At 46.0% G+C, this 17,255-nt stretch carries 15 protein-coding genes; 4 read left to right on the top strand and 11 right to left on the bottom strand.

The window, feature by feature from the left end:
- Nucleotides 1-10: 10 nt before the first annotated feature.
- The 4 genes from ACSYSK_RS01150 to ACSYSK_RS01135 form a co-directional block, all read right to left on the bottom strand.
- Nucleotides 11-2,203 (bottom strand): hypothetical protein, encoded by a 2,193-nt coding sequence (locus ACSYSK_RS01150; RefSeq protein ID WP_491715138.1) that lies wholly within the window; start codon nt 2,201-2,203, stop codon nt 11-13.
- Nucleotides 2,204-2,627: 424 nt separating this feature from the next.
- Nucleotides 2,628-3,800 carry an ATPase gene (locus tag ACSYSK_RS01145; RefSeq protein ID WP_491715137.1) on the bottom strand — a complete coding sequence of 391 codons (1,173 nt, stop codon included), beginning with the start codon at nt 3,798-3,800 and terminating at the stop codon, nt 2,628-2,630.
- 303 nt (nt 3,801-4,103) lie between these two features.
- Nucleotides 4,104-4,550, bottom strand: coding sequence for a MarR family winged helix-turn-helix transcriptional regulator (locus ACSYSK_RS01140; protein WP_491715136.1), 447 nt, complete (start codon nt 4,548-4,550; stop codon nt 4,104-4,106).
- Between the two features lie 9 nt (nt 4,551-4,559).
- Complete coding sequence (locus ACSYSK_RS01135) at nt 4,560-5,942, bottom strand: MDR family MFS transporter (RefSeq protein WP_491715135.1); 1,383 nt, start codon at nt 5,940-5,942, stop codon at nt 4,560-4,562.
- 175 nt (nt 5,943-6,117) lie between these two features.
- Here ACSYSK_RS01135 and ACSYSK_RS01130 point away from each other — a divergent pair, with 175 nt between their 5' ends.
- The 4 genes from ACSYSK_RS01130 (at nt 6,118) to ACSYSK_RS01115 (ending at nt 10,311) form a co-directional block, all read left to right on the top strand.
- Complete coding sequence (locus ACSYSK_RS01130) at nt 6,118-6,399, top strand: ArsR/SmtB family transcription factor (protein ID WP_491715134.1); 282 nt, start codon at nt 6,118-6,120, stop codon at nt 6,397-6,399.
- Nucleotides 6,400-6,460: 61 nt separating this feature from the next.
- The gene (locus ACSYSK_RS01125; protein WP_491715133.1) at nt 6,461-7,312 is read left to right on the top strand and encodes an alpha/beta hydrolase; all 852 of its coding nucleotides are present in this window, start codon (nt 6,461-6,463) and stop codon (nt 7,310-7,312) included.
- Nucleotides 7,313-7,428: 116 nt separating this feature from the next.
- Nucleotides 7,429-8,769 carry a threonine/serine exporter family protein gene (locus tag ACSYSK_RS01120; RefSeq protein ID WP_491715132.1) on the top strand — a complete coding sequence of 447 codons (1,341 nt, stop codon included), beginning with the start codon at nt 7,429-7,431 and terminating at the stop codon, nt 8,767-8,769.
- Between the two features lie 696 nt (nt 8,770-9,465).
- Nucleotides 9,466-10,311 carry a MurR/RpiR family transcriptional regulator gene (locus ACSYSK_RS01115; protein ID WP_491715131.1) on the top strand — a complete coding sequence of 282 codons (846 nt, stop codon included), beginning with the start codon at nt 9,466-9,468 and terminating at the stop codon, nt 10,309-10,311.
- A gap of 252 nt (nt 10,312-10,563) precedes the next feature.
- Here the strand turns inward: ACSYSK_RS01115 and ACSYSK_RS01110 are convergent, their stop codons facing one another.
- From ACSYSK_RS01110 to ACSYSK_RS01080, 7 genes are all read right to left on the bottom strand, one after another.
- Nucleotides 10,564-11,652: a DUF871 domain-containing protein gene (locus ACSYSK_RS01110; RefSeq protein WP_491715130.1), complete on the bottom strand. Its 1,089-nt coding sequence runs from the start codon at nt 11,650-11,652 to the stop codon at nt 10,564-10,566.
- Nucleotides 11,653-11,678: 26 nt separating this feature from the next.
- Nucleotides 11,679-12,656: a beta-galactosidase small subunit gene (locus tag ACSYSK_RS01105; protein WP_491715129.1), complete on the bottom strand. Its 978-nt coding sequence runs from the start codon at nt 12,654-12,656 to the stop codon at nt 11,679-11,681.
- Nucleotides 12,643-14,517 carry a glycoside hydrolase family 2 TIM barrel-domain containing protein gene (locus ACSYSK_RS01100; RefSeq protein WP_491715128.1) on the bottom strand — a complete coding sequence of 625 codons (1,875 nt, stop codon included), beginning with the start codon at nt 14,515-14,517 and terminating at the stop codon, nt 12,643-12,645. Before ACSYSK_RS01100 ends, ACSYSK_RS01105 begins: the two co-directional genes overlap by 14 nt.
- Nucleotides 14,518-14,842: 325 nt before the next feature.
- Entirely contained in the window at nt 14,843-15,229 is a 387-nt protein-coding gene (locus ACSYSK_RS01095; RefSeq protein WP_491715127.1) for a type II toxin-antitoxin system PemK/MazF family toxin, read from the bottom strand.
- A 12-nt stretch (nt 15,230-15,241) separates the two neighbouring features.
- Nucleotides 15,242-15,508, bottom strand: coding sequence for an AbrB/MazE/SpoVT family DNA-binding domain-containing protein (locus ACSYSK_RS01090; RefSeq protein ID WP_491715126.1), 267 nt, complete (start codon nt 15,506-15,508; stop codon nt 15,242-15,244).
- Between the two features lie 134 nt (nt 15,509-15,642).
- The gene (locus tag ACSYSK_RS01085) at nt 15,643-16,398 is read right to left on the bottom strand and encodes an alpha/beta hydrolase (RefSeq protein WP_491715125.1); all 756 of its coding nucleotides are present in this window, start codon (nt 16,396-16,398) and stop codon (nt 15,643-15,645) included.
- 65 nt (nt 16,399-16,463) lie between these two features.
- Nucleotides 16,464-17,246 carry an alpha/beta hydrolase gene (locus tag ACSYSK_RS01080; protein ID WP_491715829.1) on the bottom strand — a complete coding sequence of 261 codons (783 nt, stop codon included), beginning with the start codon at nt 17,244-17,246 and terminating at the stop codon, nt 16,464-16,466.
- Between the last annotated feature and the right edge of the window lie 9 nt (nt 17,247-17,255).

Genomic DNA, 17,255 nt, shown 5'->3' with positions numbered 1-17,255 from the left:
AAAATCACTCCTATTCTAGTAAATAATCGCTAAGTGACAACAATTGCAAGTTACGCGGTGCCCGGTGGAGCAACCGTTGCACGGCCGGTAACTGATTTTGGTATTTAGTATGTAGCTGTTGGTCATAGATGCTGATAAAAACCACCTTGCACTGCGTCAACTGGCGGCTAAATTTAGTCAGGTCGGTTAACTCGAAGCAAAAATCGCTGATGAGCACGTGTAAGGACTGCGGCGTTTGCACTACGTCTTGAAAAACCGGCTGTAAATTCGTCCCGCTGTCCGGAAAAGCCGTCAGTTGCTGTTTTAATTCGGCAAAATCTGCAGCAAAATGATTCCTTCCGGCCGCAAAGTGTACGCTTTTTCCCAGTGAACTCGCAAACAACTTAACGTCAAAGGATTGCTTTTTAGCTAACGTTGCCTTGAGGACCGCCAAGATCTGCTCTAACTGCTCACTTGCAACTGAGCCAGAAACATCGAGGTAACAAATAATTTGACTGCCGTGCACGTTTTTTCTTTCGATGTGTGCCAGATCCAACCGCTCCGGAAAAGCATAGTGCCGTCTTTGCCATTGCACCTGATTTTGCCGCTGCAAGTCGTGGGCGATCTTCAATAACTTAACGTGCAGTGGGGGCAACGGACGGGCCTTAACCGTGCTGAGTTGTAACTGGCGCAACGGACCGCCGTACTTAGAATAATCGACCTCGGGAAACTCGACGTGTGCCTGGCGCAACGCCTCTTGTCTTTGCCCCAACAGTTTTTGGATGAGCTCTTTTTGCTGGCGGTGCAACTCGGGCCGCGTGCTATTTGCCAACTGCGCGTAAAAGCGTTCGTTACGCTCGACCACCCCGCCGCCGTTTAGCTGTAACGAGCCGCCACCGCCACCCGCAGTCGCGTTACTTCCGGACTGTAATTGTGCCCTAGTGGTTTTAGTAGCGTGCTTTGTAGTTGCACTACGGTTATTCTTAGCGGTTTCGTCTGCGGCCTTCACCGGTAAATGCGGTGCGTATTGCGGGCCGTAAATTTTAGGTAAAACACTGAGCAAGAATTCTTTTTGGTGTAACAATAACTCGTCGCCCGCGCCCAAAAACGTCTGCACTCGCTGGTAACCCTTGGCGTGTAATTGCACGGCTTCTTCTTTTAGCGCTGGGGTCTTTAACTGACTCGTCAAAATTGCCAAATCTGCTTTAGTTTGTAAGTTAGGCACCCCCACTTGCTCGCTCCATAAAGCCTGTGAGCCGCCAAATACCACCTTGTCACCTAGATCTTGTTGGAGCGAAACGTCAATACTAAAATCCGTCAAATTACGGTCGAGCGCCCCGCTACTAGTAACGGGAAAACCCACGACCGTCGCTTGGGGATGGTCCTCAAAAAAACGAGCCGCTTGTTGCTGGCGGTTAGGAGAATTGGGATAATAGCCCGGTCGGTTCAACAAGTCGCCGCGCAAAATACGACGCGCCTCACGCAATAGGTATGTTAATAACGCGTGTTCAATTTGTTCTTGCTGGCTAGAAACGTCGCCTGCAAAGTAGCCGACACACATTTCTAATAACAAACTAGGCACGTAAAACAAGTAGTTGTCGCCCACGGTTTTTTCCGTTAGTTTTTCCGGTGCGGTAAATAACGCAGCCGGCCCCAATAAAGAAGCCGTGAGTGGAGTCAACAACTGCGCAGACTCCGCGTACACTAATTTGACTGCTGCAAGCAAATTTAATTCGGGTGCGATTCGTGACACGTTGAGTTGCGGGTCCCGTTTAACCAGCAGCGGCAAGGCGCGCAAGTAAGATTCCCAGACCACCGGCTCAAACGGATCGGCCAATACATCGCTGAAAGTCGCAAGTGCCGCACTTTTTTTGATCGTCTGCGTGGAAGCGACTGGGTCCAGCGAGGCCTGCACTACTTTGACGTAAGCTTGGGCGTCGGTTTGACGCGTGAGTTGGAGGCGCGTTGTAGCGGTCTGCTGGCGAAAATCTGCAAATTTAGCGCGCAGGTCGCTGCTTTCAACGTAATGAGTGACGTCGATCTTTAAAACGCGTGGGTCCAATAAGTTTAATCCGTAAGCAAATTTTAGTTCCTGCAGATCACGCGTGGTAAAGATCCGCTGCGCGCACTGCGTTGCTGCTTGCTGATACAACGCTAGTTTGACGCGTGCCGGAAAACGCGTACTAAAATTAGCCACCGCCTGTTGTTTAGTCCGTAGCTGCATCAAATCTCCCCACCTCGATCACTTATTTGTTCTTAAAAAATTGTACACAGTAATCGCGTCCCGTCACATAATTGCGTTCCGCAAGGCAATGATCTAGCTATGAACAACAAAAAGTCTAAAACCGACTTATTGTTGTTCTAGGCTAGTCCTCGGTTGCTAATCGGCTTGCTACACAGCTTGGTTAATTGCGCTTCGCAAGCCAACAGTTTTGATCTAGCTACGTCCAGCAAAAGTCTCAAACCGACTTATCGCTGGACTAGGCTAGCTCGCAACTGTTAACCACCTTGCTACGCAGCTTGGTTAATTACGCTCGTCAAGTCAGCAGTCTAGGTCCTAAGGCCGCTGAACAACAAAACCAAGTTCAGTTTTTGCTGTTCAGTGCCACTTAGTCCATGACTGCTAATCGGCTTGACTCGCAGCTTGTTTAAATATTATTCACCGACAACGCCATCAATTTGACCATGAATTCCGGTTGCCTACGCAAATATTCGTTAGTCTGCGGGTACTTTTGCTCCAATACCCCCGTTTCCACCTGCGTGTGCACGAAACGCGCGAACGCCGTCTGGTCTTTAGTCTGCAAGTACGCAAAATAGTGCTGGGCGTACTGGCGTTTCTGTCCAGCAGATAAGTCCTCTTCTACCAAATTCAACGCCGCCCCGAAAAATGCCATCTTGGTCCCGGAAGCCAACTCATCAAATGCCGCTATGTCTTCTTTATTGAGCCACGCACTCACGTTTAGCGCCGCACCAGTCGCCAAATAAGTCAAGAACCGATTACCACAATCGTTACCGATCATCGAAAAAACAGCAGCCTGCAACAAGGCACGGTCGTTTCTGATCGCAGGGTTAGTCAAAAAACTACTCAAGCGTGCCCACGAACGCGGCGTCGCTCCCGTTCCATCAGCACTTTTAGCGGGACGATACAGCAGTTCTTTTTGCTCGTTGTACGGGCGACTACCGATAAAATCGACGATCTCGGCCGCGACGTTATTCGTATAAGCCCAGTCGAGCCATTCGTTAGGCTCCAACTGAATAAATAGCGGATTGATCCGGTCGCGCGTGGCAATGTCCAGCTCATTGACGTCGTTTTCGAGCACCATTTCATCGGCAAAAATATTCTCCGCCGTGTTCCCCGCTCCGACCACAAACACATTAGCGGGTAGGTCGTTTCCGGGCAACCGATTTTCCAACAACAGCTGCATGATCGTTTGTTTCATAAACTCATCGCCGCGGTTAAATTCGTCCAAAAACAAAAAATGAACGTGCTGCGGGTCGGCCAATGCGTGCTCTTTCAACGCCTTAATGTCAGCGTTTAGGGCGTGTAAAACCTGCGCCGAATCACCGTCACGATCCACGTGAGAGATGGGCATCGCTAGTGAGCCGCCGAATTCCGCGTTGATGTCGATGATACACAAACACTGCGGGTCGGTGACTAGCGAACGGATCCCCTGAGTTTTACCGATCCCGGGCAGCGAATATAAGACAAAAGTATGTTTTTGCGCGGCGCTGGGTGGTAACTGCAACTGGTAGCTGGTGTCGGCTTGAATCAACCGCAGAGCCGTTTGCAGCGAAATAAAATGTTGCTGAGCAGTCGTCATGCAACCCCTTCTTTACTGTATTTGCAATTATTTTAACACTTTAATAAGAGTTGCGTAAAAAAGCGGGTAGCAGTCGAGCACTAGCCTAGGCTGGCAATAAGTCGGGCTGGGACTTGTTGCCAGACGTAGCTAGGCGCAAACTGCTGCTTTTCGGAGCACGATCAAACTATCGTTAGTGGAGCACCGAGTAAAACCTGCATTTGATTTTACTCACCGGCGTAGTTAAACGTAAACTGTTGCCTTTTGAAGCACTATTGATCGGAGTTGCGTAAAAAAGCAGGTAGCAGTTTCCGCAACTACTTGTTAATTAAGTCGAGCGGCAGCTTCCGCAGCTTGAAATTCTTTTTCGATCCGCTGCAACCCAACCGCCATTTCTCGGGCCAATCTCGTTCCCAAAATTTGCTCCATTTTCTGTTCGGCTTCGTCCAAAATACCCGTGATCTGGAGCGCCAACTGTTGTGCTTTAGGAGTTAACCGCAATTCTTTTAACCGCGCATCGGTCGGGTGCGGCCTTTTTTGCAGCAGCTGTTTTTTTTCCATTAATTTTAAAATATTGGTTGCCGTCGGTTTACGGATATTAAATTCCGCTTCGATGTCTTTTTGGTACAGGGGCTGCCCGTGACTGTTCATAAAATCGATAATGCTGAGTTGCGTGCCCGTCAGTCCTAATTCTCGTGCTTGGCGAGCCGTATTTCGCACCAATACATTTTGGACCCGTTGCAAGCTAACGCCTAAACGCTGTTTTCCCATTTTACCCTCCTACTGATCGTCTTTAGTCGCCTGTCTCAACAAATAGACCGCCACTAAGCCAACTACTACTAAGAAAAATAACGCCGCCTGTGCTCCAACCGCCGTTTTCTGTTGGTAAGTTGCGGCGTGACTGAGTTGTTGCACACTTTGCATTAAAACGGACACTACCGAGGTCCCAACGGCTCCGGCAAATTGTTGCACCATGTTAAAAAAACCGTTACCATCCGCATTTTCTTGCGCGGTGATCTTATTCAAAGCATTGGTCATCGAATTGCCCATCGCTAATCCCATGCCGATCATGATCAGTAAATAAAAGCCGACGATCTGTAGCGGGATCAGCTTTTTGCCTAACAAGGCGAATAATACCAAGCCCAAAATTTCACACGCAGCACCCGCCATGATCGGCTTACTGGCTCCGTACTTGTCCAACAAACGCCCACCGATCGGCGAGAGCACCGCACCCAACGCAGCACCCGGCAAGACCAACAAACCCGCGGTAAACGCCGATTTGCCATTCACGATTTGAATGTAATTAGGCAAAATAAAAGACATTCCTAACGCGATGATTTGAAACAAAAAATAGCCGCTCAGCCCCTGCGTAAAACGCACGTTGCGCAACAAGCGAAAGTTTAACAAGGGGATCTTGCTATTCAAAGAATGACGGACGAAATAGATACCGCCGCAGATCCCTAACACTAGCGGACCGATAAATTTTAGCGGAGAAACGGCCACGGTCGCTAACCCGTTAAACGCCAAGATCACACCACCCAAGAAAAGCGCGACACTCACCAATCCCCGCCAGTCCAAGCGTGAAGGTTGCAACTCTTGTTGCCGGATCGAAAATATTCCTACGACCAAAGCTAAGATCACGACCGGTAAAACTAAGATAAAGATAAAACGCCAGCCCCAAGTATCGAGGACGATCCCGCCAAAAGTCGGTCCCAAAGCAGGAGCCACGGCGGTTACCATCGTGCCGATCCCCATCAGCAAACCCAGTTGGTCGAGCGGGCTTTGCTCTAAAATAATGTTAAACATCAAAGGCAAAGCGATCCCGGCGGCGATCCCTTGAATCACCCGCCCACAGATCAGCATGCCAAAAAACTGTGCACTAGCATCCAAGATCAGTCCGCAGCTAAACAATAATGCGGCTGTGATAAATAATTTCTGCGCAGCAAAATTGCGTTTGAGATAAACCGACAGCGGCATCATGATCGCAGCCACCAACAAATAGCCGGTCGTCAGCCACTGTACTATCGTTAAGTTGACGTTAAATTCTTTCATCAGTACCGGAAACGCTACGTTGGTCGCAGTTTCGATCAACACCCCGCAAAAAGACATCAAACCCGTTGCCACCACTGCTCCCAGTAGTTTAGCATCTAATTTTCGTTCCACTCAAACCCCTCCCGCAATTTAGTTAGCAAGCTAACTATTTTTCTGATAAATTATAGAACTTTAGTTATTAGCTTTCAAGGTAATTATCGGGATAAATGGTTAAAACAGATTGACAAAGCGACTTTTATTCCACTATAATTTCGATAATTATCGAAATATGATTGGAGTTCATCAGATGACAGACGACAAGGTCTTAGTTAAAATTCTCAAAGCCCTCGCGGATCCGGGACGTTTAAGTATCGTGCGCACTTTGGCCACTAACCAACGTGAAATGACTTGTGGTGAAATCTGTTCTCACTTACAACTCAGCAATTCCACCATCTCGTATCACCTCAAGGCTTTACGACAAGCAGGTCTTACCAGCACTAGAAAAAACGGGCAAAATCATTACATTTCTTTGCAAGTAGCTCCATTTGACCAGTACTTACCCGGTTTTTTAGCAACACTTGTCAACTAAATTTTTTAACTGTTATTTCGATATTCATCGAAATATATTGATAACAAGGGAGAATTTTTAAATGCAAATCAAAACATTACCACTTGAACTACCAAATAGTACCGCAACTTTAACGGCTTACCTATTGGACAACACCAGCAATCGTCCCGCGCTGATCATTTGTCCGGGCGGTGGCTTTTTACATATCGCGGCCAACGAAGCTCAGCCAGTCGCACTTTACTTCGCTGCTCAAGGATATCACGCCTTCGTATTAAATTACACCACGCCTAGTAAAAAAACGGAAAAAGTGCTTTTTCCCCAACAATTACGTGAATTAGGTCAATCTATGCTGTTACTCAAAAAACACGCCGCGGCCTGGCACATTGAGCACCAAAAAATCGGTATCTGCGGCTTTTCTGCCGGCGGTAACATCGCCGCCCTTTACGCTACCCGTTACGACGAACCACTTTTAACCGACTACCTGCACGCCAGCGCTGCACAATTGCGTCCCGCCTGCGCCATCGTTGGTTATCCGCTGATAGATTATCACTTGCTGATCAAACAGGCTGCGCATTTTTCACCCCAAATGCAAACAAGCGTCGCCAAGATGAACTTGAGCTACCTCGGGACTAAAACACCAAGCCCCGACTTGCTTAGTGCCGTCAGTCCCACCGATCACATCGATGCGCAGACTCCCCCGTTTTTCATCTGGACGACTGCCACCGATCAACTAGTCGACGCGCAACATTCACTCAATTTAGCCACGGCCCTAGCACGGCAAAAGATTGCTTACGAACTGCATATTTTCGCCAACGGTCCTCATGCTTTGAGTTTAGCCACGGCGGCTTCTGCCATCACGCCGGAACAAATTCGTCCCGATGTTGCTCAGTGGACTAAACTCTGTGCCACTTGGCTAGAGCACCATTTAATGTAAGCTTCAAGCATAATTGGTATCAGCTTCATTGGTATTAGTGCCGTTCAATTTCTGCATTTCAACTGTGCTATAATGAAAAATGTTGAAATTAATTATCCAATGGAGGAATGCAGGCAATGACTGCCCCAAATAAAGCTCATTTTTTTAGTGAAAATCATATGAAAATACCGTGGCACCAAGTTGTCGGTGACACTCCCGACCTGCCGGCTAACCAAGCGACCCTGATGGAAAAAGCCACGATCGTCGGGCGGATTGGCTTGATCATGCTATCGTGTGGGACCGGAGCGTGGCGAGTCCGTGATTCGATGAATTCGATTGCCAGCATCCTAGGCATCACTTGTTCGGCCGACATCGGACTGACGACGATCGAATATAGCTGTTTTACCAAACACCATAGCGTCACCCATTCGGTCGCCTTGGCCAGTAGCGGCGTTAATACCGCCAAACTAGCTGATATGGAATTTTTTGTCGCTGCATTTGAAAAGGAAGGCGCGTTTTTAAGCGTCACTCAGATCCACCAGATCCTAGATAATATCGTCAAAACCCCGGGAAACTACACCCCGGCATTTTTAGGGTTAGCCGCGGCCTTCGCTTGCAGCGCCTTCGTTTTTCTGTTAGGGGGTGGCCCCGTAGAAATGTTGTGCTCCTTTGTCGGGGCGGGGTTAGGCAACTTGGTGCGCGCCCAAATGAATCGGCGCCACCTGACGATGTTTGCCGGACTTTCCGTGGGCGTCGCCGTCGCGTGTTTGACTTATTTATTGGTCTCGCGCGGACTAGAACTGAGTTTTAACATCAACATTCACCACGAAGCCGGCTATATCGGCTCGATGTTGTTCGCGATCCCGGGATTTCCGTTCATCACCAGCGGACTTGATATCGCCAAATCGGACATGCGTTCTGGGATCGAACGCGCGTTTCACGCCATCATTATCATTACCGTAGCGACGATGGTCGGCTGGCTAGTAGCACTGGCCAGCGATTTACAGCCCGCGAAATTTATCCCGTTGAACTTAACCGACCTGCAGATCATGTTGCTGCGCTTACCGGCCAGTTTCGTAGGGGTATTCGGCTTTTCTATCATGTTTAACAGCCCTTATAAAATGGCCGCTAACGCCGCGTGGATCGGCGCAATTGCTAATACCTTACGTTTGGAGCTCGTCGATCTAACCCCAGTACCCCCTGCGGCCGCTGCTTTTTGCGGCGCACTGACGGCGGGGCTACTCGCTTCTTTGATCCATCACAAAATCGGCTACCCGCGCATTTCGCTGACGGTCCCGGCAATCGTCATCATGGTGCCGGGATTATACATGTACCGGGCGATGTATTACATTGGCAGTGGCGCGATCGGAGTAGGAGCACAATGGGCAACCAACGCGCTGATGATCGTATTGTGCTTGCCGATGGGATTGGTAGCGGCCCGGATCTTGTTAGACAAGGACTGGAGACACTCGAATTAGACAAGCTGCGGAAGCTGGCGCTTAGCCGCTGAGGATTAACCTAGCTAGAAAATAAAGCCTGCACTTAGGCTTTGTTTTTTAGCGTAGTTAAACGTAGGCGGCTGCCAGCTGGAGCGCAATTAAAACAAGCTGTGGAACAGACCGCTTAGCAACCGAGGACTAGCCTAGGCTAACAATAAGTCGGTCTCGGACTTGTTGTTAGCTGTAGCTAGACACAGCCTGTTGCCTTGCGGAGCGTAATTATGAAAGCTGCGCAACAAATCGGTTAGTAACAAAAGGAACCTGAGAACTGCACTTTGTCTCAGGTTCCTTTTTGGTTTCCGTAAATAATAGACTTAATCGGCTTGTCTCACAGCTAGTTTGATCGTGCTCAACTGCTAACCGCTTTTTTCCGCAACTCCTTTTATCATTAAATATTTTTCACCATTATTCCTGTTCTGACGCAGTTTTTTAACTTAAATAACATTTTTTAATGATTGGACTACACCACAGCCAGTAAAATTTAATACTCCTAAAATTAATTTTAAAAGTAATTTAGTGGATAAACCCCGACATGTTCCTTTTTAGCTTTTAATATGAATATATTAATATTGTTTATCGTTTGCAATCAAGATTAAGGCAGGTTAGTATAACTATTAAAATATTATATTATTTCATCTTAAGTCATAAAATTGCATTTTACTGGAGGAAGTTATCATGGAAAATATTTTAGTGATCATTCGCAACGCCGAAAAAAACGTCAGCGAAAAAGAAAAACTTCTCTGTGACTATATCCTTGCCAACCCACAACAGGTTACCACTCTGTCCGTTCAGACATTCGCTGCCCGCTGTCACGTTAGTACAGCAACTATAGTTCGTTTTTGCAGACGATTACACCTAAAAGGATATTCTGATTTAAAATTGCGTCTATCCGCTGCACTGCAACAAGTTAAGGGTGAAGAATACCTGGAGATCCAACCCGACGAAGCAGCCCGCGACATCGTTTCTAAACTAGCATTAGATTTCGAAAGTGCATTAAAATTAACCGCTAATAACCTTAACAACGAAATCATCGAGCAGGTCGTCACCGCACTCCACGAAGCCGATGTCGTTCAATTATTTGGCGTTAATTCGTCTTACCCCGTTGTTCAAGACATGTACCAAAAATTTACCCACCTGGGACTCAAAGCCACTGCTACCGATAGCTTACAAATGGCGGCTAGTACGTTAGCAGCCGGTCCGCAAAATGCGGTGTTACTCATCACCGCTAACACCGGCACCAGCCCCGAGGTCATCAAGTTGTTGCAATTTGCCCAGCAAAAAGGAGTAACTTCCGTTTTGATCACCGCAATTCGCAACTCTTTGGGAACCAACCTAGCTACTTTTACCCTGGACAGTCCCGCAGCGGGCGAATCAGCGATCCGGCCGGGAGACGCTTGCTCCGTGGTAACTAAGTTTTTTATCGGCAGTGTCTTATTGTTCCGCTATGTTGCCAAGTATTATCACGAAACTAGTGGCCCTATTGCTGATACTCGTAATTATTTAGAAAAATTAAAAGTTTAATAATTTAATTATTATTAAATTTAGTTCATTCAGCCTAATTTTTATTACGACTATAACCAATATAACCGTTTTGTATTAAATATTTGTTCACGTTAAAGTTCTTGCTAATTAGCCACTAAAAAACGCGAGTCCCTCGCACTTCATTGTGCTTTTGGGACCGCGTTTTTTCACTTACCAGTATTGACGCTCACAAATAATATTTCACCGCGCCACTTTTCAGGTTAGCCCAAAACATAAATTGAGTTAACATCATTAATTTACCAAGCGAAACTTCGTCCACGGCTGGATGAAATCTAGTAAGAATAATTCGTTAGCAGCGATGCGGCCCACTTTATTCTTGCGGGGATCGCTGTGCGGCTGTAACACCACTTGTAATTCGTTTTTATAAACGCCAAAGTCATCGTTGCCGATCACGACATCGCCGCGCACAAACTGCTGGTGATTATCGTGCGGCAGATTAGCTTCTTCGCGGTAAGTAACACGCGGCATCGTCGAACGGATCACGCGGTCGTTGATGTCGCCGCGCCGAAAATGCTGCGTCGTTAACACGATTTTGCGTTCCAGTTGGCTAGTTTGGTCTTCAAATTCAACGGTCAACTCCAGCTGATAACGGTCAACTTGCGCCACCGCCGCCAATTCCGCCTCACTGGCGTAAGCATTGCCGATTATTACGTCATCGATCAAGTTGCTAGCAAACAGGTGTTTAACCTGCACCGCTACCGGTAAATGACGGTCCATTTCCAAGGTAGGTAAGCCATCGTTAACGTCCCACGGGCCCGTTTTTCCCACCTGACTGGCGATAAAAGCTGCGGTCCGGATCCCAAAACGTTTGAAACGAGTGCTGCACTTGACGAAATAATCGTAAGGCAATCCCGTCCCTTCTTGGGGATAGAAATTGTGACAGCCATAAATAAACGGCACGTTGGCCTGATAACTAATGATGTTATTCAGATAATCGACGTCGTTACTGGCATTTAATTCAATGATCAACCGCTGCGGATTATAGGACAACAACGCCTCCGTCGCCCCGTCAAAGGCCTCGTCTAGCCGAATACCAGCAACGTGCAGGTCGGCAAAAAAACTCAGGTCCTGATAAGAGATCCCTAACTGCGTGAAAATACGCGGCGCCACGTCTAAAATCGTTTCGTAGCCCAACTCGTTTGCCACAGCAATGATCCGCTGAAATTTTTGTTTAGTCACTGCCGGCGAGTCGTGAACTTCCAGCATGCTCATAAATAGCCGGGTAAAGCCGTACTTTTGTCCTAGTTTTAGGTACTGCTGGTCGCGCTCAAAATCACTGTGATCCGGGTAAAGCGACAGTCCTAATCGTCGTTTAGTCATCTTTTCTCCTCATTATCATTACTGCTTTAAAACTTAGGATTGATCTTAAAGTTAAATTCAATATCATGCGCACTGGAAATATGATATTCCGGCTGCACGTCGGCGCCCCAACTATCGAAGCCGCCAACTCCACGTACTGCGCCCAGGATAGACAATACCGTTCTGTGCGGCGCCGGCAATTCTTCGCTGTGCGTGGCGTTTTCTAATTCCTCTGGCGTGTAAGGTAAGCAGCTAAAGGCAAAGGGCTGCTTTTCTTGGGCAAACTCCAAACTAAACGGCTGCCAACTATGGTCGGCGTTATTTAACGTCGTTTGTCGGGTCACAGTGACCCTTTCGGTCTGCATATGGACCTGACAATCCTGAGGTACCATATACTTAGTCACAGGCATTCCTTTTACACTAAAGGTCCCGTGGGTGGCACCCGCCATGCGATCGGGGTAAGTTTCGCCGGACAAACCAGTGTATTCATAGCCACTAGCCGCAGTCGGCATTACAAATTGTAAACCAAACACCGGCAACTCAGGTAAGCCTGTAATTTCAGGCATTGGGCCGGTCCCATCACCATGAAACTTAACCGCCACCGTGATCTGTCCATCGCAGGCTACTTGATAAGTAATATCAACGTCAGTCGTCGGAGTCGTAGCCGTTTGGTAGGTGTATTTGACCGTCACATCCTGGGCCGTTAACGGATAATCACTGAATTTTCCGGTCAGCGGCACGGGGATCGTATTTTCTCCGACCGTCACCTCGCACTGGCGACACAAGCTAAACATATCCGCGCCCAGCCACACAGCAGATTTGGCCGAAAAGCCATTACCGCGGTCATTGTCGGTCGTAGCACGCCAAAAAAGCGGCTTGGGGATCCGGTACAACCATTCTTTGCCAGCGATCACCAGCGAATCCGGACCACCCTTTTGCAAGTTAAACAGGTATGAAAAACCCGAACCGTTCACTCCTAGATGAACGGCTGAATAAACTACCTGTAATTCCTTAGTATTTTCCATAAAAATATCTGACCTCCTGCACTGCTGGTTTAGGCGTCTTATCGGCAAAGAATAACCCGTCACCGCTAAATTCATAGTCGGACGGCCGGTCGTCAAAATCGCCGCCGTAGCGCATTACTTTTTGTCCCGTGACTTCATCTTGAACTTCCAAAGCCTGATCGGCAAAATCCCAGATAAAGCCCCCCTGAAATAGCGGGTAATCTTTGATCAATTGGAAATAAGCCTGCATGTCGCCGACCGAATTGCCCATCGAATGCAGGTACTCACACAAAATATACGGCTTAGCCGGATCGTTATCCAAATATTCCTTGATCTCCGTCGGAGTAATGTACATCCCACTTTCCATGTCGGAAACACGAGGTTTGTCTTGCGGTGCGTGGTAAACACCTTCATAGTGAGTTAGTCTAGTTGGATCGACTTTCTTAAAGTATTCGTTCATCGCTACCAGATTGGTGCCACCGTGTGACTCATTGCCTAGCGACCAAAAGAGGATGCTTGGATGATTTTTCAGTAGTTCATAGTTATTTTGCGCCCGGTCTAAACACATATCGTGCCATTTTTGCTGGGAACCCGGAACCACGTATTGACCGTCTTCGTTCCACGCCCAAGTGCCGTGAGACTCCATGTTAGTTTCGGCCATCACGTAGATCCCTTTTTGGTCACAAAGCTGATACCAATAAACCTGGTCGGGATAATGACAAGTCCGCACGGCATTGATATTATTGGCTAAAATCAAGCTCATATCCTGATCCATATCCTGTTTGGTGATCGCCCGACCGCGCTGACAACTCCACTCGTGCCGGTTGACGCCCATCAATACCAAGCGCTGGTTATTCAAGCACATGACCTTAGCGCGTTTTTCGATGCGCCGAAAACCAAAGTCAACGGGCACCACTTCTAGTATGTTCTTTTCTGGAGTCTGAATTTCTAATAGCAGCCGGTATAATTGGGGATGCCGGTGATCCCACAAAGCTACGTCTTTAAGCGTCGGTGTGCTAAACGACACGGTCGCCGCACTTTTTTCAGTGGCACTAAAAATTTCTTGTCCTCGTGGGGAAATGATGCTGCACTTCACGTTAGCGGCAACGTCTCCTTCCAACTGCACGTCGACTGTGACCGTGCCGTTTTGTAGCTGCTCGTCTACTCGCGGCTGAACGTGAACATCTCGCACGCTGACCTGTGGCCGGTAAAGTAGTTCCACGTCACGGTAAATACCAAAGAAGCGAAAGAAATCCTGGTCCTCTAAATAAGAGGCCGTGCTGAATTTAAAGACCTCGACCGCTAATACATTATCTTTTTCTTTGACGTACGGCGTTAAATCAAATTCCGCCGGCGTACAGCTGTCTTCCGAATAACCTAAAAAATGCCCGTTAAGCCAAACGTACATCGCCGTCGCCACTCCCGCAAAGCGGACGTGGACGTCTTGGTCGCGGTGATCAGCGCGTAAATCAAACTTTTTGATATAGGTACCCACTTCATTTAACTGCGACTCGCTGAAACTAACACCCGACTGTTGCAAAGTCGTATCGTCGTATTGCGGCAAGCGGTTTTCCCTGCCCTCCCACGGATACGACATGTTCGTATAATGGATCTGACTGTAACCAGCCAGTTCGATGTGTTGCGGTACTTGGATCGTATCAAAATCACTAGCATCAAAATCCGTCCGGTAAAAATCGTGTGGTCGTTGCATTGGATTTTTAGCATAATGAAACTGCCACGTACCATTCAAACTCTGTACTAAAGAACTTTTTTGTGCCTTCATTTCCGCTTGATTGCGGTATTCTTGATGGTCACTGTGTGCCGGTAACTTGCCCATCCGAAAAACCGTGGGGTCATCTAACCATGCTAAGTTCGCTTCCACTTAAACGTCTCCTTTAATTGCAAAATATGGTATCCGTTTTCATTAAAGAACAAATTACCTTGTTAGTCAACTTTCAGCGATCATCAAAAATGAAGTTTAAAACAAAAGCAAGCTGTGAGTCAGGACGGTTAGCGGTCATGGACTAAGTAACACAGAAACCATATACTTAAATTTGTTCGTTGATGTCTCTAGTACACTGCTGACTTGAAAAACGCGATTAAGTCTATTACTTACGAAAATCAAAAAGGAGGACTGGAACAAAATAGAATTTTTGTCCCAGTTCCCCCTGAGCTTAACTCACTACTAAAACTGATCCGAAATATAATTAACTATCCAACTCAATAATTGCATTTGCATACCCCAGTAGCTTTTTCAAATATGATCTTTTAACCCGATTTATTACTTTCCCACGTCGTGTTATAAAATCAAAGTTTTGTAATTGCCACAGGCAAACAAAACCTTTTACCCCATTTTCTGACCCCATTAATAATATTGGTTGGTAATGTTGATTGCCCTGATATTTTATCGCCGTTGTAATTGGCATTCCAATAAACATTCCTGTTTTATAATTATAGGCTGTATTACTTATCACCACCATGTGTCTTCGAATATTATTCGTCCTTGAATCATGTCCACCATATTCTCTTCCTGAATGTGGTTCAGAATCAACAATTACGATATCTCCTTGTTTAGGATAAATTACATCAGCCATTACATTACCTCTTTACAAATCATCTTCCCAACCTTCATTGCCTTGGAGAGATTCAGGAACTGCAAGCTCTGGATCAGATTTTAAATCAGATTGAAAATCATAATCTCCAAAATTTGTATCATAAAGATTTACCTTTTTAGAAATAGAAATACCAGCATCCCCTTGATTTTTACGAAAAATCAATACACTACCTATATCCCAACTTTCTTCCTTGCGCAATTCTGCGGGTAAAGTCACCTGTCCTTTTTGAGTGACTTTAGCACTATATATTTTTGTCATATCACATGATCTCCAAACTTTTATTAAAAACATAGTGTGCCTTACTCCTTACAGTATACCATAAACCAAGAAGCATGATAAACAGATCAAATTGCCAGTTACCACGTCATTTTATTTTTTAATTGCCGGTGTAATCATTTTTTCAATGGCAGTAATTGTAAAAATTCACGCAAACTTTGATCCCAGAAAACCCAATCATGCTTCCCGTGAAATTGGTGATACTGATAATTGATTTCGGAGTAATTTTCAACAACTTGTTTAAATTGTCGGTTAAATTGTAAGATCCAGTCTTCGCTACCACAAGTTTGAAATAGGGCAGGCAATTGTTTCTTATCGGCTTTTTCGACCAACATCTGTAAATCATTATTTGTCCCCGCAATATTGACTGCACCAAAATCGGCTTGCGGAATCGTTCTGTGTTGCTCATCGTAAACCCAATTATTTAACCGCTCCTGTAAATCCAATACTCCAGAAAAACTACCGGCATAACTAAACTTTTCCGGTTGATTCAACGCCCATTTAAATGCACCAAAGCCCCCCATCGACAGTCCGGCTACGAAATGATCTTCCCTTTTAGCAGAAATTGGAAATAGCTGTTCAACCATTTGGGGTAATTCCTGCGTCAAAAAATTCCAATAATTTTCACCGTAGACCATATTAGTATAAAAGCTCTTTTCAAACTGTGCGCTGATCACCACGATTCGGTAGTTCCTCACGTATTGTTCTATATTACTTCTTCTGATCCACTTGGTATGATCATCACCTACTCCATGTAGCAAATATAATACCTGCAAGTTATCCCATTTCTCAGTCGGCTCCGGACAAATAGCATATAAGGAACTCGATTTTTGGAGGACTTTCGACTTGAAATCTAAATGCATTAACGCCATTTTATCTTCTCCTTACTAAAAATGAGGCCAAGACCAATTAAATGTCTCGCGCCCCACTTGTTAAATCACTTCTTTAACGGCAACAATCCTAAGAATTCTTTTAGGCTTTGATTCCAAAATACCCAATCGTGTTTTCCCGCAAATTCATGGTACTTATACTTGATTTCCGGATAACTGCTGACTAATTTTTTAAATCCCGTATTGTATCGCATGATGGGGTCTTCTGTCCCACAGGTTTGAAATAAACTCGGTAATTCCCCTCTTTTACCATTTTTAACTAAATATGGTAAGTCATTATTAGTATCAGTAACCTTTCCATCAGGACCTAAAATAGAACACACAAGTGATTTAAACTTTTCTACTCCTCCCCCAACGTTGATCTGCTCAAGTAATTTTGAATCATTGATATCAAAAAATTCCTGTAAATTTAACACCCCTGAAAAACTACCCGCATAACTAAACATCTCAGGTTGATTTAACGCCCATTTAAACGCACCAAAACCGCCCATCGACAATCCAGCTACAAAATGATCTTCTCTCTTAGGAGAAATCGGAAATATTTGACCAACTATTTGCGGTAATTCCGCCGTCAAAAAATCCCAGTAATTTTCACCGTAGACCATATTAGTATAAAAACTCTTTTCAAACTGCGCACTGATCACTACAATTTGATAATCTCTCACATATTGCTCTACGTTGGTCCTTCTGATCCATTTAGTATGGTCATCACCCATGCCGTGTAACAAATACAAAACTTGCAAGTCTTGCCAACCAAAACTTGGCTCGGGGCAAATAGCATACAAGGAACTCGATTTTTGCAATGCTTTTGATTTAAAATCCAAATGCATTAACGCCAC

It is taken from the genome of Ligilactobacillus sp. ESL1201 (assembly GCF_058503265.1).
This window is presented reverse-complemented; position numbering and strand designations above follow the sequence as displayed.